Source organism: Nonomuraea sp. NPDC005692 (assembly GCF_040631115.1).
GTDB lineage: Bacteria > Actinomycetota > Actinomycetes > Streptosporangiales > Streptosporangiaceae > Nonomuraea.
Genome location: NZ_JBEXYU010000039.1, coordinates 70,385 through 86,841, shown reverse-complemented (window position 1 = coordinate 86,841; position 16,457 = coordinate 70,385). Strand labels below are relative to the sequence as shown.

18 protein-coding genes and 1 pseudogene are annotated in these 16,457 nt (G+C 72.1%); 7 read left to right on the top strand and 12 right to left on the bottom strand.

Translation table 11 applies throughout. The features are described 5' to 3' along the window. Positions 1-1,765 (top strand): annotated as a pseudogene (locus ABZ459_RS45805) (SARP family transcriptional regulator); the annotation flags it as partial. Between the two features lie 202 nt (positions 1,766-1,967). Further along, positions 1,968-2,441 carry a hypothetical protein gene (locus ABZ459_RS45800; RefSeq protein WP_357985337.1) on the top strand — a complete coding sequence of 158 codons (474 nt, stop codon included), beginning with the start codon at positions 1,968-1,970 and terminating at the stop codon, positions 2,439-2,441. A gap of 42 nt (positions 2,442-2,483) precedes the next feature. Here ABZ459_RS45800 and era read toward each other — a convergent pair whose 3' ends face one another. The 8 genes from era to ABZ459_RS45760 all read right to left on the bottom strand — a co-directional run bounded on the left by era (position 2,484) and on the right by ABZ459_RS45760 (position 8,416). Continuing rightward, positions 2,484-3,401 carry a GTPase Era gene (era, locus tag ABZ459_RS45795; RefSeq protein WP_357985334.1) on the bottom strand — a complete coding sequence of 306 codons (918 nt, stop codon included), beginning with the start codon at positions 3,399-3,401 and terminating at the stop codon, positions 2,484-2,486. A 9-nt stretch (positions 3,402-3,410) separates the two neighbouring features. Further along, positions 3,411-3,881: an NUDIX domain-containing protein gene (locus tag ABZ459_RS45790; RefSeq protein WP_357985346.1), complete on the bottom strand. Its 471-nt coding sequence runs from the start codon at positions 3,879-3,881 to the stop codon at positions 3,411-3,413. 7 nt (positions 3,882-3,888) lie between these two features. Beyond that, positions 3,889-4,215: a cytidine deaminase gene (locus tag ABZ459_RS45785; protein WP_357985343.1), complete on the bottom strand. Its 327-nt coding sequence runs from the start codon at positions 4,213-4,215 to the stop codon at positions 3,889-3,891. 1 nt (position 4,216) lies between these two features. Continuing rightward, positions 4,217-4,870 carry a hypothetical protein gene (locus ABZ459_RS45780; RefSeq protein ID WP_357985331.1) on the bottom strand — a complete coding sequence of 218 codons (654 nt, stop codon included), beginning with the start codon at positions 4,868-4,870 and terminating at the stop codon, positions 4,217-4,219. A 308-nt stretch (positions 4,871-5,178) separates the two neighbouring features. Continuing rightward, on the bottom strand, positions 5,179-6,474 hold the full coding sequence (locus ABZ459_RS45775; protein ID WP_357985328.1) for a hemolysin family protein: 1,296 nt from the start codon (positions 6,472-6,474) through the stop codon (positions 5,179-5,181). After that, a complete protein-coding gene (gene ybeY / locus ABZ459_RS45770) occupies positions 6,471-6,947 on the bottom strand; it encodes an rRNA maturation RNase YbeY (protein ID WP_352329052.1) in 477 nt (158 codons plus the stop codon). Before ybeY ends, ABZ459_RS45775 begins: the two co-directional genes overlap by 4 nt. After that, complete coding sequence (locus ABZ459_RS45765; RefSeq protein WP_352352470.1) at positions 6,944-7,981, bottom strand: PhoH family protein; 1,038 nt, start codon at positions 7,979-7,981, stop codon at positions 6,944-6,946. Before ABZ459_RS45765 ends, ybeY begins: the two co-directional genes overlap by 4 nt. Before the next feature lie 90 nt (positions 7,982-8,071). Further along, positions 8,072-8,416 (bottom strand): histidine triad nucleotide-binding protein, encoded by a 345-nt coding sequence (locus ABZ459_RS45760; RefSeq protein WP_357985324.1) that lies wholly within the window; start codon positions 8,414-8,416, stop codon positions 8,072-8,074. Between the two features lie 279 nt (positions 8,417-8,695). Here ABZ459_RS45760 and ABZ459_RS45755 point away from each other — a divergent pair, with 279 nt between their 5' ends. Beyond that, the gene (locus ABZ459_RS45755; protein WP_049573205.1) at positions 8,696-9,208 is read left to right on the top strand and encodes a SigE family RNA polymerase sigma factor; all 513 of its coding nucleotides are present in this window, start codon (positions 8,696-8,698) and stop codon (positions 9,206-9,208) included. Then, on the top strand, positions 9,205-9,831 hold the full coding sequence (locus tag ABZ459_RS45750; RefSeq protein WP_357985321.1) for a hypothetical protein: 627 nt from the start codon (positions 9,205-9,207) through the stop codon (positions 9,829-9,831). Before ABZ459_RS45755 ends, ABZ459_RS45750 begins: the two co-directional genes overlap by 4 nt. A gap of 18 nt (positions 9,832-9,849) precedes the next feature. Here the strand turns inward: ABZ459_RS45750 and ABZ459_RS45745 are convergent, their stop codons facing one another. From ABZ459_RS45745 to hrcA, 3 genes are read right to left on the bottom strand one after another with little or no spacing between them, the layout of a single operon-like run. Then, positions 9,850-10,575 (bottom strand): 16S rRNA (uracil(1498)-N(3))-methyltransferase, encoded by a 726-nt coding sequence (locus ABZ459_RS45745; RefSeq protein WP_357985318.1) that lies wholly within the window; start codon positions 10,573-10,575, stop codon positions 9,850-9,852. A 9-nt stretch (positions 10,576-10,584) separates the two neighbouring features. Continuing rightward, complete coding sequence (gene dnaJ, locus ABZ459_RS45740; RefSeq protein ID WP_352352467.1) at positions 10,585-11,727, bottom strand: molecular chaperone DnaJ; 1,143 nt, start codon at positions 11,725-11,727, stop codon at positions 10,585-10,587. A gap of 11 nt (positions 11,728-11,738) precedes the next feature. Next, positions 11,739-12,752 (bottom strand): heat-inducible transcriptional repressor HrcA, encoded by a 1,014-nt coding sequence (gene hrcA / locus ABZ459_RS45735; RefSeq protein ID WP_357985315.1) that lies wholly within the window; start codon positions 12,750-12,752, stop codon positions 11,739-11,741. Between the two features lie 156 nt (positions 12,753-12,908). On the opposite strand from hrcA, the gene ABZ459_RS45730 reads away from it, so the two are divergent. From ABZ459_RS45730 to ABZ459_RS45720, 3 genes are read left to right on the top strand one after another with little or no spacing between them, the layout of a single operon-like run. Then, on the top strand, positions 12,909-13,772 hold the full coding sequence (locus ABZ459_RS45730; RefSeq protein WP_357985312.1) for a DUF456 domain-containing protein: 864 nt from the start codon (positions 12,909-12,911) through the stop codon (positions 13,770-13,772). Positions 13,773-13,789: 17 nt separating this feature from the next. Continuing rightward, positions 13,790-14,599 carry a DUF3097 domain-containing protein gene (locus tag ABZ459_RS45725; RefSeq protein WP_357985309.1) on the top strand — a complete coding sequence of 270 codons (810 nt, stop codon included), beginning with the start codon at positions 13,790-13,792 and terminating at the stop codon, positions 14,597-14,599. Then, a complete protein-coding gene (locus tag ABZ459_RS45720; RefSeq protein WP_357985307.1) occupies positions 14,596-15,228 on the top strand; it encodes a DUF4870 domain-containing protein in 633 nt (210 codons plus the stop codon). The genes ABZ459_RS45725 and ABZ459_RS45720 overlap by 4 nt, the downstream gene beginning before the upstream one ends. Here the strand turns inward: ABZ459_RS45720 and hemW are convergent. Then, positions 15,221-16,438, bottom strand: coding sequence for a radical SAM family heme chaperone HemW (gene hemW, locus ABZ459_RS45715; protein WP_357985304.1), 1,218 nt, complete (start codon positions 16,436-16,438; stop codon positions 15,221-15,223). The genes ABZ459_RS45720 and hemW overlap by 8 nt on opposite strands. Positions 16,439-16,457: the final 19 nt, after the last annotated feature.

Here is a 16,457-nt window from a genome sequence, read left to right as displayed (position 1 = left end):
CGTGCACGGCCAGGCCGGCGCGGGCAAGTCGGCCCTGGCCGTGCACGCCGCCTGGCGGGCCCGCGAGTCCTTCCCCGACGGCATCCTGTACGCCGACCTGCGCGAGACCACGGCCCCCTCGGCCGTCCTGGAGGACTTCCTGCGCTGGCTCGGCTGCCCGGCCCAGGCCATCCCGGCCGGGCTGGAGCAGCGCGAGCGCCTGTTCCGCACCTACACGGCCAACCGCCGCCTGCTGGTCCTGCTGGACAACGCCGCCGGCGAGGCCCAGGTGCGCCCGCTGCTGACGTCCTGCCCGACGGTCGTGACCAGCCGCTCGTCGCTGGGCGGCCTGACCGGCGCGACCCGGCTGTCGGTCGGCGTGCTCGACCGGCAGGACGCGCTGGCCCTGCTCGTGGCCGGCTCCGGACGGCCCGCGGACGAGGCCCTGCACCGGCTGGCCCGCTTCTGCGGCGGCCTGCCGATCGCGCTGCGCATCGCCGCGTCCAGGCTGGCGGCCCGCCCGAACTGGACGGTGGACTACCTGGTGGGCCTCCTTGAGGACGAGCACAAGCGGCTCGACCGGCTGCACGCGGGCGACCAGACGGTCCGCAGCGTGTTCGCCATCGGCTACGAGGGCCTGCCAGAACCGGCCAGGCGGACGTTACGCGGCCTCGGCGCCCTGTCGGCCCCCGACTTCGCCGACTGGCTCACCGACCGGCTCGGCGGCGGCGCCGAGGCTCTGGTGGACGCCGGCCTGCTGGAGACGCACGGCGTGGACGCGGCCGGCCAGATCCGCTACCGCATGCACGACCTGACCCGGCTGTTCGCGCGCGAGCAGCCGCTGCCGGGCGTGCTGGCCGAGGTGTCGGAGCTCGTTCTGGCCCGGGTGCGGGCCTCGCGCTTCTCGCTGGTGTCGGGCGACCCCGGCACGGCCGTGGCGACCAGGGACATCAGGGAGTCGGTCGAGTGGCTGGACGCCGAGCGGCCGTTCCTGGTGAGCCTGGTGGCCGACCTGCACGCCGCCGGGCTCGACGAGCCGTGCTGGCGGCTGGCGCACCTGCTGGGGCCGTACCTGGAGCGGCACCGGTTCCTCGACGACTGGCGGGCGGTCTCGCAGCGGGCGCTGGAGTCCGCGCGGCGGGCCGGCGACGACCGGGGCGAGGCGCTCGTCCTGCTCGGCCAGGGCGACCTGCACCTGGCCGAGCGCGAATGGGACCTGGCGCACGAGAAGCTGCGGCTGGCGCTCGGCATGTTCCTGCGGCAGGGCCGCACCCGCGACGTCAACCACACCCGGCGCCGCCTGGGCCGGGTGCACCTGGAGCGGGACCGGCTGGAGGAGGCCGAGCGGGCGCTGCTGGCCTGCCTGGAGGCGGCCGACCACCAGCGGGACGCCGCCGACGCCGAGCGCGTGCTCGGCGCGGTGCTGCGCCGCGCGGGCCGGCTGGAGGAGGCCGCCGTGCACCTCCTGGCGGCCGTCGGGCACCTGACGGAGCTGGGCGACCGCCACCGGCAGGCCGACACCCTGCTCGACCTGGCCGCCGTACGGCTGGCGCAGGGCGCCAAAGCCGACGCGAGGTCGGCCGCCGAGCGTGCCAGGGGCATCGCCGTACGGCTCGGCGACCGCCTGCTGGACGCGTACGCGCTGCTGGCCCTGGCCGGGGTCAACCGGGCCGAGGGGGCCGCCGGGCGCGCCCGCGAGCTGGCCACGGCCGCCCTTGAGGTCTTCGACGAGACCGGCGACCGCCGTGCCGCCGCCAACGCCCGCGCCTTCCTGTCCACCCCCTGACCCCGCACCCCGCCCCCGCCGCTCCGCACCCCGCCACCCCGCCGGCTCCGCACCCCGCCGGCCATCGCTCGGGCCCCACCGGCCACCACCGGTCCCCGTCGCCCCCCTTTTCAACCCCCGCTCGCCGCGGTGGGTGGCCGGCTTGGTGACGAGTCCGTCGCGTCGGGTGGTGACGGCCGGTGGCCCGGCTTACAGTGATCGTGTGGCCGATGACCTCAAGCCCGCCCGGACGACGTCCGCCCGCCGCGGCGCCGCGCTGGCCGTCGCCGTCGCGGCCGCCCTCCTGGTGCTCACCGCGATCATGCCCTGGGCCGGCATCGAGGCCCGCAGCGACCTGCTCGGCGGCGGCGTCTCCGACGACGTGCGCGGCATCGACGTCAGCACGGGCCTCTACACGCTGCTCGCCGGGCTGGCCGCGCTGGCGCTCGGCGTCACGGGCCTGCTGGGCGGCCGGCCACGCGTGGCGGCGCTGGCGGTGGTGCCGGGCGCGGTGGCCACGCTGCTGCTGGTGATGTTCGTCGCCGACCCGCAGCGCGTCGGCGACCGGCTCTCCATCGACCTGGGCCGGCTGCTGTCGATCGAGCCGGTCATCAGGTTCGGCTGGTTCGCCGCGCTGGCCTGCTCGGTCGCGATCGTCGTGCTGTCCGTGCTGGCCCTGGTGCGCCGCGCGCGCTGACCGCCCGGCCCGACGCGGTCACCGGCGGAGTCACCGGCGGGGTCAGTCGAAGAAGCCGAGGCGGCGCAGCTGCTTGGGGTCGCGCTGCCAGTCTTTGGCCACGCTGATCCGCAGGTCGAGGTAGACCCGCGTGCCGAGCAGCGCCTCGATCTGCTTGCGGGCCTTGGTGCCCACGTCGCGCAGCCGCTCGCCCTTGTGCCCGATGACGATGGCCTTCTGGGAGGGCCGCTCGACGAACATGTGGGCGTAGATGTCGAGCAGGTCGTCGCGCCCCTCTCGGGGCATCATCTCGTCGACGACCACGGCGATCGAGTGCGGCAGCTCGTCGCGCACGCCCTCCAGGGCCGCCTCCCTGATGAGCTCGCCCACCATCACCTGCTCGGGCTCGTCGGTGAGCTGCCCGCCCTCGTACAGCGGCGGCGACTCGGGCAGGTGCTCGATCAGCACGTCGCCCAGCACGTCGAGCTGCTCGCCCGACCGCGCCGACACCGGCACGACCGCCGCGAACTCGGCCACCTGCGACACCGCGAGCAGCTGCTGGGCGACCTGCTCCCGGCTCGCCAGGTCGCACTTGGTCACCACGGCGACCACGGGCGTCTTCTTCACCGCCGCGAGCTTGTCGGCGATGAAGCGGTCGCCCTTGCCGATCGGCTCGTTGGCCGGCACGCAGAAGCCGATCACGTCGACCTCGGTGAGCGTGGACAGGACCAGGCTGTCCAGCCGCTCGCCGAGGAGGGTGCGCGGCCGGTGCAGGCCCGGCGTGTCCACGATGACGATCTGGGCGTCGGGGCGGTGCACGATGCCCCTGATGACCCGCCTGGTCGTCTGCGGCTTGGACGAGGTGATCGCCACCTTGGCGCCGACCAGGGCGTTCATCAATGTGGACTTGCCGACGTTCGGCCTTCCCACGAAGCAGGCGAATCCGGCGCGATGATTGTCTGGCGAAGTCACATTGTGCATTGTCGCTTATCAGCTGCCATGTTCACGCCACCAGGCGAACGCGTCGGGCAGCGCCAGGGGTGTCCAGGCCGGCGTCGTCAGGCCGCCGGCCTCGTGCTCGGTCACCCACCGGTAGTCGTTGATCTCCTCGCCGTCGGGGGTCGGCGTGCCGGAGGCGAGGGTGCAGGCGTACATGGCGATGACGTACGCCACCTCGTGGCCGTTGGGGTAGACCGTGCGGTACTCGGGGCCGCCGTAGACGCCGACCAGCCCGCGTACCTCGACCTCGATGGCCAGCTCTTCGCGCAGCTCCCTGGCCACCGCCTCCTCGGGCCGCTCGCCGGGGTCGACGCCGCCGCCGGGCGTGGCCCACAGGCCGTCGTCGCCGTGGCGGGCCATCAGCACCCGCCCGGCGCGGTCGAAGACGCAGCCGTTGACCGACGGCAGCATGAGCAGGTCGTTGCCGATCTTGGCGCGCAACCGGGCCAGGAACGGCGACATGCCCACGTCAGGACCTCAGCGTGCCGTCGGGACCGGCCACGAGCAGGGCCTTGACGCCCAGCTCGGCCGCGACCGCCTCGTCCGCCGGGGCCGGCTCGCCCGCCGTCACCAGCGCGACCGCCTCCAGCGAGCGCGCGCCGCCGGAGACCGCCATGGCCACCGCGACCTGCACCGCCGACAGCGTCAGCGACGACAACGCGACGCCGGTCGCCGAGTACGTGCGCCCGGTCTCGTCGCGCACGGCGGCGCCCTCGGCGGCCTCGTTGCGCGCCCTGACCGCCCGCGCCAAGGTGATGATCTTGCTGTCTTCAGGATCGAGAGTCACGGGAACCAGGTTAGGCGGTGGACATCGACAGCAGGGCGGCGACCAGCTTCCTCGTCCGGTCCCGGTTCACGTCGCTCATGCCCGCGTGCACGACCGACACCAGCGTGTCGCCGTCCCGCGACAGCACGACGTCGAGGGCGTACGGGTAGCCGTTCAGCCGTCCGCGCAACCGCGCCGCGGCGGCCTCGTCCCCGGAGCGGGCGGCGTCGCCGACGTCCAGCCTGCGGGCCCGCAGGGCGGTGCCGCCCGCCGTGCGGATCTCCCGGCACGACTCCAGGGCCTCGCTCAGGTCGTCGAAGCGCGCCTCGGCCTCGTCGCCGGCGTACCGGGCCAGGCCGACGGCCGCCCGCTCCCCCAGGCCGTCCCCCTGGTAGCTGACCGCCGCCTGGCCGGTGAGCCCCTCCTGGGGCGCGTGCCCGGCCGCCACGTCGAGCGCGGACCTGCACGCCTGGTCCACCCGGCCGAACGGCACCCGCCAGGCCTGCTCAGGCCGTTGCGCGAAGCCGTCCGGCAGGCTCGGCCGCCGGTTGAGCACCTCACGGAGCTGGGCCATGGCCTGGGCGTCGACGACGGCCGCCACGCCCGCGCCGCTGCCGCTGCCGCTGCCCGCGCAGCCCGCCAGGGTCGCGGCCAGCAGCCCGTACACGATGATCCGCGCTTTCATGATTCCCCCTGGACCGCAGCCTCCCCCGGCGACGAATGCGGCAATCTCCGCAGAGTCTCCACCAAACGCAAAAAGGGTGCCCTCGCCCGGTTTCCAGACGAGAACACCCTTTACGCCGATCGACGTCCTGACCGGCTAGCTGGCCGGAACGTCGTCGTCCCCCCAGGAGCGCCCTCCGGCCGCGAACCCCACCCGGCGTTCGGACGCTTCCTCGTGACACCCACCGCACCGGGTGTCAGGTATGAGACTGCCGGACCCCACTTGCAGACGACTTGTAGAACGCTTGCGACATCTGCCCGCAAAGTGGGTCAGTCGCGTTCGGCGGCGGCCTGGGCGTCGTCCTCCTCGGACGGCGCGACCCGGCGGACGACGACCGTGCTGATGCGGTTGCGCCGCCCGGCCAGGCTCTCGGCCGTCAGCTCCAGCCCCGCCACCTCCGCCTGCGACCCGGCGATCGGCACCCGGCCGAGCGCGTGGGCCAGCAGGCCGCCGACGGTCTCGACGTCGTCGACCTCGATCTCGGTGTCGAACAGCTCGCCCAGCTCGTCGACCGGCATGCGGGCGGTCACCCGCAGCGCGCCCTCGGACATGGTCTCCACGCGCGGGGCCTCCTGGTCGTACTCGTCGGTGATCTCGCCGACGATCTCCTCCAGGACGTCTTCGATGGTGACCAGGCCGGCGGTGCCGCCGTACTCGTCGATGACGATCGCCATGTGGATCTGCCGGGCCTGCATCTCGCGCATGAGCTGGTCGATGGGCTTGCTCTCCGGCACGTACGCGGCCGGCCGCATGATCGACTCGACCGTCTCCTTGCCGCCGCCCTCGCCCGACTCGTGGATCTTGCGGGCGATGTCCTTGAGGTAGGCGATGCCGATGACGTCGTCCTCGTTCTCGCCCACGACCGGGATGCGGGAGAAGCCGCTGCGCAGCGCGAGCGACAGCGCCTGGCTGATCGTCTTGCCGCGCTCGATGTAGACCATGTCGGTGCGGGGCACCATGACCTCGCGGACCAGCGTGTCACCCAGCTCGAAGACCGAGTGGATCATCTCGCGCTCGTCCGGCTCGATCACCCGGCGCTCCTCGGCCAGGTCGACCAGGTCGCGCAGCTCGGCCTCGGAGGTGAACGGGCCGTCGCGGAAGCCCTTGCCGGGGGTCAGGGCGTTGCCGAGCAGGATGAGCAGCTTGGGCAGCGGGCCGAAGATGCGGGTCAGGCCGTAGACGATGGGCGCCCCGGCCAGCGCGACCGGCTCGGCGTGCTGGCGCCCCAGCGTACGCGGCATGACCCCGACGACGACGTAGCTGACCACGATCATGACGGCCGCGGCGGCCACGTAGGCCCAGCCCTGGTCGTGCATGAGGTCGATGAACAGCAACGTGGCGATGACCGTGGCGACCAGCTCGCAGCTCAGGCGCAGCAGCAGGAGCAGGTTGAGGTAGCGGGGCGGGTCGGTGACGATGGCCTGGAGCCGTTCGGCCCCGCGCCGGCCCTCGCGCGCGAACTCCTCCGCGCGCACCCTGGAGATGCGCGTCAGTGCCGTTTCCGCACTGGCGATCAGGCCACCGATGATCACAAGGGCGATGGCCCACAGCAACCAGGCGTTCACCGCGAGTCGCGCACCTCCTGCCAGGACTCGAGCATCTGGGCCTGCAGCCCGAACATCTCCTTGTGCTCCTCGGGCTCGGCGTGGTCGTAGCCGAGCAGGTGCAGGATGCCGTGGGTGCACAGCAGCTCAAGCTCGGCCTGGGCGCTGTGCCCGGCCTCCTTGGCCTGCCTGGCCGCGACCTGCGGGCAGAGCACCACGTCGCCGAGCAGCGCCGGGTCGGCCGGGCTCTCGCCGTCGCCGCGCGCGCCGCCGCCGGGACGCAGCTCGTCCATCGGGAAGGCCAGCACGTCGGTCGGGCCGGGCTCGCCCATCCACTTCTCGTGCAGCTCGGACATGGCGTCTTCGTCGACCACCACGATGGACAGCTCGGCGAGCGGGTTGATGCCCATCTCGCCGAGCACGTGGGTGGCCAGCGCGACGAGGTTCTCCTCGTCGACGCCGACGCCGGACTCGTTGTTGATCTCGATGCTCACGGGCGTCGTTTCCCCCGGTGGATGGCCTTGGGCTCCTGGGCGGCCTGGGTGGCGTCGTAGCGCCCGTAGGCGTCGACGATGTCGCTCACCAGCTTGTGGCGCACGACGTCGGCGCTGGACAGGCGGGCGAAGTGGATGTCGGGGATGCCCTCCAGGATGTCCTGGACGACCCGCAGCCCGCTCACCGTGCCCGAGGGCAGGTCGACCTGGGTCACGTCGCCGGTGACCACGATCTTGGAGTTGAACCCCAGCCGGGTCAGGAACATCTTCATCTGCTCGGCCGAGGAGTTCTGGGCCTCGTCGAGGATGATGAAGGCGTCGTTGAGGGTACGGCCGCGCATGTAGGCCAGCGGCGCGACCTCGATCGTGCCCGCGGCCATCAGCTTCGGGATCGAGTCGGGGTCGACCATGTCGTGCAGCGCGTCGTAGAGCGGCCGCAGGTAGGGGTCGATCTTCTCGTAGAGGGTGCCGGGCAGGAAGCCGAGCCGCTCGCCCGCCTCGACCGCCGGCCTGGTCAGGATGATGCGGTTGACCCGCTTCTCCTGCAGCGCGCGCACGGCCTTGGCCATCGCCAGGTACGTCTTGCCGGTGCCCGCGGGCCCGATGCCGAACACGATCGTGTGCTGGTCGATCGCGTCGACGTACCGCTTCTGGTTGACGGTCTTCGGCCTGATCGTGCGGCCGCGGGAGGACAGGATGTCGAGCGAGAGCACCTCGGCCGGACGGTCGGAGGTCATGCGCAGCATGGCGATGCTCCGCTCGACCGCGTCGGGCGTGAGCTCGCCCCCGCTGCGCAGCACCTCGACCAGCTCCTCGAACAGGCGCACGACCGCGCCGCTCTCGTCGGGGCTGCCGGTGACGGTGATCTCGTTGCCCCGCACGTGGATGTCGGCCCTGAAGGCGCCCTCGATGACGCGAAGCAGCTCGTCACGGGAGCCGAGGAGGCTGACCATCGGGTATTCGTCCGGAATCAGCACCTTGGCTTGAGTGCGCGAGGGAGGTGCCGTGCGTCGGGATTCATGTAGTTCGGACATGGGCAGGCCAGCGGCCTGATGCCTCCCGGTCTGTTCGGTGTTCTTCTCCGCCCATCGTATCCGGCACCAGGCTGATTGCTCGCGTCAATATCAGCCGGGCGGCCACGTGAGGTCACGCCCTCCGAGAACATGGGCGTGCACGTGGAAGACGGTCTGGCCGGCGCCGGGGCCGGTGTTGAAGACGACCCGGTAGCCCCCCTCGGCCACGCCGTCCTGGACGGCGACGGCGTGCGCGGCCTTGAGCACGTCGTCGGCGAGCCCGTCGTCGGCGGCGGCCAGTGACGCCGCGTCGGGGTAGTGCGCGCGCGGGATGACCAGCACGTGGGTCGGGGCCTGCGGATTGATGTCGCGGAACGCCAGCGCCCTGGCGTTCTCGTAGACGACGTCGGCCGGAATTTCCTTGGCCACGATTTTGCAGAAGAGGCAGTCGCTCACGGCAGTACCCTATCGAGAGCGACCGTTCGGCTGGCCGTTGCGAATCGGTAATCCGTGGTGTCGTGCGCCCGAAGATCCGCGCGGTTAGGGTGAGTGTGCGACACTTCAGAGCAAAAAAGATGATTCAGGGTCGGGCGAGCGCCACCTGGCGAGGAACACGACTGGGTAATGCACCCTAAGGAACCGGGGAAACCTTCAGAACCGGAAGAGAGTAAACCCTCTGGGAAGGCCGCGCGTCCCACTGATGTGACCACCGAAACCCTTCTGGCCGACAGGTCGATGGGGGCGGTGCCGGTCGGGTGGGATGCCGACATGGCCGTGACCGCGCTCTACAGCGCGCACTTCCGGTCATTGGTGCGTCTCGCGGTGTTGCTGGTGCGTGACATGGCAACCGCCGAGGAAGTCGTGCAGGACGCGTTCGTCGCCATTCACGGCGCCTGGCGCAGACTGCGTGATCCCGACAAGGCACTCGCTTACCTACGTCAGTCTGTCGTCAACCGGTCCCGTTCCGTGCTGCGTCACCGCGCGGTCGTCGAGAAGTACGCCCCCAAGGGCCTGCCGGACGCCCCGAGCGCCGAGAACGGCGCGATCGGCGAGCTGGAACGCTCCGCCGTCATCGAGGCGTTACGCGCCCTGCCGACCCGACAGAGAGAAGCACTGGTTCTGCGTTATTACGGAGATCTGTCCGAAGCTGAGATCGCCCACGCCATGGGCATCAGCAAGGGCGCGGTCAAGAGCCACACCGCCCGTGGAATGGCCGCGTTGCGGTCCGTCCTGGAGAAGATGTCATGACCCAGCCCCCCGACGAGTACGGCGACGTCCTGCGCCGTGCGCTCCGCGCGGAGGCGGACGCGGTCGTGCCCTCGCCGGAGGGACTGCAGATCATCCGCGCCCGCATCGAGCGGCGCGGCGTCCGTAACCTGTTCTGGTGGCGTGCGGGCGCGGCGGCGGTCAGCGCCGTGCTGGTGGCGGGGACGATCGTGATGGTCGTTCCCGGGCTGCGCTCCCAGATCTTCGAGACGCCCGTCAAGGTGGTGGACAACTCGACCACCACCCCCGGCAACTCCTCGACCAGGCTGTCCACGCCGCCCAGGCCCGACAGTCACAGCGCCGAGCCGCCGCCCGTGGTGGTCGTGCCGCCGAGCCACAGCGAGACCCACCGGCCCGCGGAGACGGCCAGGTCGACCAGGCAGCCCACGCCGTCGCCGACGCCGTCCTCGACGCCCTGCCCGAGCGGCGAGCCCGCCGGCGACCAGGAGTGCCCGGAGATCACGCCGACCCCCACGCCGACCCCGACGGAGACGACCGACGCGCCGACGTCGTGCCCCTCCGAGGAGTGCCCGCCGGACGACATGCCCACCGGCCCGAGCGACCTGAGCAGCCCGCTGGTGGACGTGCCGCACACGACGCCGTGAGAGCGCCCTGAGCCGGGCCTACCAGCGCCCGGTACGCGCGAGCAGCACGGCCGCCGCCGCCACCCCCGCCGTGGAGGTGCGCAGCACGGTGGGCCCGAGCAGCACGGGCACCGCCTCGGCCGCGGCGAACCTGCGCAGCTCCTCCTCCGACACGCCCCCCTCGGGCCCCACGACGACGACGATGTCGCCGCCGGGCGGCAGCGCCACCTTCGACAGCGGCTCGGCGGCCTCCTCGTGCAGCACGAGCCCCAGCGCCGCGCCGGCCAGCAGCCCCTCGACCTGGGCGGTGGAGGCGAGCTCGGCCACCTCGGGCAGGTGGAACCGGCGCGCCTGCTTGCCGGCCTCGCGGGCCGTGGAACGCCACCGGCCCAGCGCCTTGGCGATCTTGTCGCCCTTCCACTGCGTGATGCTGCGCGAGGCGGCCCAGGGGACGATCACGTCGACCCCCACCTCGGTCATCATCTCGACGGCCAGCTCGCCCCTGTCGCCCTTGGGCAGCCCCTGGACGACCACCAGCCGCCGCGCGGGCGGCTCGACGGTGTAGCGGGCGAGCACGTCGAGCGCGAGGCCCTCCTTGAACACCTCGCGCACCACGCACTCGGCGACGTCGCCCGCGCCGTTGGTCAGGTCGACCCGCTCGCCGGCGCGCAGGCGCCGCACGGAGGCCGCGTGCCGCCCCTCAGGCCCGTCGAGCGTCAGCTCGGCGCCGTCGAGGTCCTCGGCGAGGAACACGGGGACGGTCACGGGTGATCGTCACCTGCCGTTGAAGGCGTCACGCAGGCGGGAGAAAAAACCCTGCTGGCCCGGGGCGAACTTGCCCGGCGGCCGCTCCTCTCCACGCAACCTCGACAGCTCGCGCAGCAGGTCCTCCTGCGTCTGGTCGAGCCGCATCGGTGTCTCGACGTTGACGTGGATGAGCAGGTCGCCCCTGCCGGACTCGTTGAGCCGCTGCACGCCGCGCCCGTACATGGTGATGACCTGGCCGGACTGGGTGCCGGGGCGCACGTCGATCTCCTCGGAGCCGTCGAGCGTCTCGACGGCGAGGATCGTGCCGAGCGCGGCGGCCGTCATCGGGATCTGGACCGTGCAGTGGAGGTCGTCGCCGCGCCGCTCGAAGATCTCGTGCGCGCGCTCGACGATCTCCAGGAAGAGGTCTCCGGGCGGGCCGCCGCCGGGGCCGACCTCGCCCTCGCCGGCGAGCTGGATGTGGGTGCCGTCCTCGACGCCCGCGGGGATGCGGACCTTGATCGTACGGCGGGTGCGCACCCGGCCGTCGCCCGAGCACTCCTGGCAGGGGTGGCGGATGATGCTGCCGAAGCCGCCGCACTGGGGGCACGGCCGCGAGGTCATGACCTGGCCCAGGAACGAGCGGGTGACCTGGGAGATCTCGCCGCGCCCGCTGCACATGTCACAGGTGTCGGGGTGGGTGCCGGGGGCCGCGCCGGCGCCGTGGCACACCTCGCACAGCACGGCGGTGTCCACGACCAGCTCGCGGGTGGTGCCGAACGCCGTCTCGCGCAGGTCGAGCTCGACCCTGATGGTGGCGTTGCGGCCCCTCCTGGCGCGCGAGCGCGGCCCGCGGGTGCCGCCCGCGGTGCCGAAGAAGGCGTCCATGATGTCGCTGAAGGGGAAACCCGCGCCGAAGCCACCGGCGCCCGCGCCCGCACCCGCGCCGCCGCCGAAGGGGTCGCCGCCCAGGTCGTACATCTGGCGCTTGTTCGGGTCGGACAGCACCTCGTAGGCCTGCGTGATCTCCTTGAACCGCTCCTGGGTCTCAGGATCGGGGTTCACGTCGGGGTGCAGCTCGCGGGCGAGGCGGCGGTAGGCCTTCTTGATCTCGTCCTGACTGGCGTCACGGCGCACCCCGAGGGTGGCGTAGTAGTCGCTGTTTGCCACTTATCGACCTCTTAAGATGCAGCCAGGATCTGGCTGACGTAGCGTGCCACCGCGCGTACGGCGCCCATCGTCACGGGGTAGTCCATCCTCGTGGGACCCAGCACGCCGAGCCGGGCCAGTTGGTTGTCGCCAGAACCGTATCCGGTTGCGACGATGGACGTGCCGCGAAGGTAGGGGTTTTCCGAGCCGATGCGCACGGTGAGCGCGGACGGGGTGTCTGTGGAAGTCTCGCCGAGCAACCGCATGAGCACGACCTGCTCCTCCAGCGCCTCCAGCACGTCGCGCAGGCCGGTGGCGAAGTCGGCGCCCGCGAGATTGGCCGCGCCGGCGAACACGATCTTCTCGTCATGGCGTTCGACGAGGGTTTCGAGCAGCACCGACAGGATCGTGGCCACGGCGGGCCGATCCTCGGCGGGCAGCCGCTCGGGCAGGTCGGCGACCAGCTCGGGGACGTTGCCCAGCCCGCAGCCGTCGAGGCAGGAGTTGAGCACCGCGCGCAGATGGGCGATGCGGTCGTCCTCCACCACCTCGGGCAGCTCGATCACGCGCTGCTCGACGCGCCCGGTGTTGGTGATCAGCACGAGCATGACCCGCCGGTCGTTGAGCGGGACCAGCTCGACGTGCCTGACCGTGGAACGGGTCAGCGTCGGGTACTGCACGACCGCGACCTGCCTGGTGAGCTGCGCGAGCAGCCGCACGGTGCGGAAGACCACGTCGTCGAGGTCGACCGCGCCGGCGAGGAAGGTCTCGATCGCCCGCCGCTCGGCCCCCGACAGGGGCTTGACCTGCGAGAGCCGGTCGACGAACAGGCGGTAGCCCTTGTCCGTCGGCACGCGGCCCGCGCTGGTGTGCGGCTGGGTGATGTAGCCCTCCTCCTCCAGAGCGGCCATGTCGTTCCTGACCGTTGCCGGGGAGACCTTGAGGTTGTGGCGCTCCGCCAGCGCCTTGGAGCCCACCGGTTCGTTGGTGGACACGTAGTCTTCGACAATGGCGCGGAGCACCGCAAGCTTCCGATCGTCGAGCACGTGCTCACCTCCTGCCTCTGCCTAACAGGGAAACGACAGGTCTAGCACTCCGTGTTCCCGAGTGCCAAGTGTACGGCTCTCGCCCACAAGGTGCGATAACACCAGGTCCCATCCTGTTGCTAGCGACTTACAAGCGACAGGCCTCACACTTGCCGCATGACCGACAATTCCCAGCCCCCGCAGTACGGACCGCCCCAGGGGCAGGGTCCCTACTACGGTCAGCCGAACCAGTACGGTCAGCAGCCGTACCAGCCCCAGCAGTACGGCCAGCCGCCCTACCAGCAACAACAGCCGCCCGCCCAGTACGGCCCCCCGCCCGGGTACGGCCAGCAGAACCAGTACGCCCAGCCCGACCAGTACGCCCAGCCCGACCAGTACGCCCAGCCCGACCAGTACGCCCAGCCCGACCAGTACGGCGCCCACAACCAGTACGGCCGGCAGCCGCAGTTCCCGGCCAGGATCGACGGCAAGGCGATCAAGCCGCGCCTGTGGTGGATCGCCGTCGTGTGGGCCGTCGCCGTCGTGCTGGGCGTCGTGGGCGTGGTCGTGTTCGCCGGCGGCGTGCTGAGCAGCGTCACGGACACGGCCCCGACGACCACGTTCGCGGCGGGCGAAAGCGTGAAGGTCGCGATCGACCCCGCCAAGCGCCCGGCCGTCTACATCGCCACCGACACGCGGGTCAACTACCAGTGCGAGATCTCCGGCGGCCCGGCCCAGGCCAGGCTGGTCAAGGTCTCCGGCACCCAGACGCTCAGCGCCGGCGGGACCACCTGGCAGCAGATCCTCGCCGTCAACGCCCCCGCCAAGGGCGACTACCAGCTGACCTGCGCCACGCAGGAGGAGTCGTCGGCCCGCTTCGGCGTAGGCCGTGACCTGCTCTCCGCGGCGGGCGGCATGTTCGGCGGGGTCGCGGCCCTGTTCCTGTTCCCCGGCGCCGGCCTGCTCATCGGCATCATCGGCACCGTCGTCATCCTCGTACGGCGCAGCGGCGCGCGTAAGCGCCTTGCGGTCAGCGGGTGATTTGCTACGGTCCCCGTGTGTACGAGGGTGATGTGCTGGCGGGCAATTGGCGGCGGCCGGGCAAGGGCAAGATCCCGAAGGTGCCCGCCGAACTCGACCTGGTCGTGGAGGACGCCGACAGCGGCTTCTGCGGCGCCGTGGTGGCCTGTGACAAGGAGGCCGTCACCCTTGAGGACCGGTTCGGCAAACGCCGCCTGTTCCCGCTGGCGCCGGCCGCGTTCCTGCTGGAGGGCAGGGCCGTGACGCTGGTGCGCCCGGCGGCCGCGGCCCCGGCGGGGCCCAGGCGCAGCGCGTCCGGGTCCATCGCCGTGGAGGGGCTGCGGGCCCGGGTCGCCAAGGAGAGCCGGATCTACGTCGAGGGCGTGCACGACGCCGCGCTCGTGGAGAAGATCTGGGGCCACGACCTGCGCGTCGAGGGGGTCGTGGTCGAGTACCTGGAGGGCGTCGACGACCTGCCCGCCATCGTGGCCGAGTTCGCCCCCGAGCCGGGCCGCAGGCTGGGCGTGCTGGTCGACCACCTGGTGCCGGGGTCGAAGGAGAGCCGGATCGCGGCCCGGATCACCTCGCCGCACGTGCTCGTCGTGGGTCATCCGTACATCGACATCTGGCAGGCGGTCAAACCGTCCGTGCTGCGCATCCCGGGGTGGCCCGACGTGCCGCGCGGGGTGCCGTGGAAGGAGGGCGTGCTCGCCGCACTGGGCTGGCGCATGGAGCCAGCGGACGCCTGGCGGCGCATTCTGGGCGCCGTCTCGTCCTACACCGACCTGGAGCCGGAGCTGCTCGGCCGGGTCGAGGAACTGATCGACTTCGTTACGGAGGCATCATGAGCCAGGACCCGCCGCCGCCCGCCGACGACTCCACCCCTTACGTCCCGCCTTCCGACGTACCCCGCGACCAGGGCTCGGGCCCACAGCTCGGCTACGGCCAGCAGCCGGGCTCCCAGCCCGACTACGGGCGGCAGCCGCCAAGCGGCCCCGGTCCGCAGCCCGGTCCCATGCCCTCGCCGCCCCGTTACGTGCCCCCGCCGCCGGGCTACGGCCAGCCCCCCGGCCATGGCCAGGCCCCGGGCTACGGGCAGCAGCCGGGCTACGGCTACCCCGCCGGGCCGTACGTGCCCGGCCGGTTCGGCCCGCGCCGCGGCAGCGACGACACCACGATGGCCATGCTCTCCCACCTGCTGGGCCTGCTGGTCTCCTGGATCGGCCCGCTGATCATCTACCTGATGAAGAAGGACGAGTCCCCCTACGTCAGGGACCAGGCCGCCGAGGCCCTGAACTTCCAGATCACCATGTTCATCGGCTACCTGGTGGCGACCGTGCTGACGATCGTGCTGGTCGGCCTGCTGCTGTTCCCGATCGTGTGGATCGTGTCGCTGATCTTCCACGTGCAGGCGGCCATCGCCACCAACCGGGGCGAGAACTACCGCTATCCGTTCGCCATCCGCCTGATCACATGAGCTCGGTGATCAGGGCGTCGGCCAGCAGCCGCCCCTTGAGGGTGAGCACCATCCGGCCCGCCCTGAACGGCTCGGGCTCCAGCAGCCCGCGCGCCAGCGCGCTGGCCACGGACGTGCGCGCGCCGGGGGCGACCTCGGCGAGCGGGTAGCCGGAGACCAGCCGCAGCTCCAGCATCAGCCGCTCGGCGGCCCGGTCGTCGTCGGTGAGCACCTCGCGCGCGTGCGCGGGCGAGGTGCCCGCCGCCAGGCGCTGGGCGTAGGCGGCCGGGTGCTTGACGTTCCACCAGCGGGTGCCGCCGACGTGACTGTGGGCGCCGGGGCCGGCGGCCCACCAGTCGCCGCCGGTCCAGTAGAGCAGGTTGTGCCGGCAGCGGGCCTGCTCGGAGGTCGCCCAGTTGGACACCTCGTACCAGCCGAAACCGGCCTCGGTCAGCATCTTCTCGGCGATCAGGTAGCGGTCGGCGGCGACGTCGTCGTCGGGCATCGGCAGCTCGCCGCGCCGGATCCGGGCCGCGAGCCTGGTGCCCTCCTCCACGATCAGCGAGTACGCCGACACGTGGTCGGGCCCGGCCTCGATCGCGGCGGCCAGCGAGGCCCGCCAGTCGTCGTCGGACTCCCCCGGCGTGCTGTAGATCAGGTCGAGGTTGACGTGCTCGAACCCGGCCGCCCGCGCCTCCTTGACGGCCCGTGCCGGACGGCCCGGCGTGTGCCTGCGGTCGAGCACCTGCAGCACGTGCTCACGCGCGCTCTGCATGCCGAAGCTGACCCGGTTGAAGCCGCCCTGGCGGAGTTTGTCGAGGTAGGCGGGGTCGACGGACTCGGGGTTGGCCTCGGTGGTGACCTCCGCCCCCGGCCGCAGCCCGAACTCGGCGTCGATGGCGGCCAGGACGCGCGCCAGGTCCTCGGGAGGCAGCAGCGTGGGCGTCCCGCCGCCGAAGAACACCGTCTCCACGGGCAGGTCGGCGTCGCCGAGCACGCGCCGGGCCAGGCGCACCTCCGCCACGACCGTGTCGGCGTAGTCGCGATGGGAGGCGCCGGGCCCTAGCTCGGCGGCGGTGTAGGTGTTGAAATCGCAGTAGCCGCAGCGGGTGACGCAGAAGGGCACGTGCACGTAGAAGCCGAACGGGCGCTCGCCGAGCCCGCGCAGCGCGCTGTCGGGCAGCTCGCCGGAGGCGGGCGCCGGATCGCCGTCGGGCAGGGTGGATGGCACGTCATCCAGTGTGCCTGCT

Bases quoted from the DNA above. Each gene is read 5' to 3' on its own strand.
- era (WP_357985334.1), bottom strand. From the start codon at position 3,401: ATGCACAATGTGACTTCGCCAGACAATCATCGCGCCGGATTCGCCTGC.
- ABZ459_RS45790 (WP_357985346.1), bottom strand. From the start codon at position 3,881: ATGTCGCCGTTCCTGGCCCGGTTGCGCGCCAAGATCGGCAACGACCTG.
- ABZ459_RS45780 (WP_357985331.1), bottom strand. From the start codon at position 4,870: ATGAAAGCGCGGATCATCGTGTACGGGCTGCTGGCCGCGACCCTGGCG.
- ABZ459_RS45765 (WP_352352470.1), bottom strand. From the start codon at position 7,981: ATGTCCGAACTACATGAATCCCGACGCACGGCACCTCCCTCGCGCACT.
- ABZ459_RS45755 (WP_049573205.1), top strand. From the start codon at position 8,696: ATGGGGGCGGTGCCGGTCGGGTGGGATGCCGACATGGCCGTGACCGCG.
- ABZ459_RS45750 (WP_357985321.1), top strand. From the start codon at position 9,205: ATGACCCAGCCCCCCGACGAGTACGGCGACGTCCTGCGCCGTGCGCTC.
- ABZ459_RS45730 (WP_357985312.1), top strand. From the start codon at position 12,909: ATGACCGACAATTCCCAGCCCCCGCAGTACGGACCGCCCCAGGGGCAG.
- ABZ459_RS45720 (WP_357985307.1), top strand. From the start codon at position 14,596: ATGAGCCAGGACCCGCCGCCGCCCGCCGACGACTCCACCCCTTACGTC.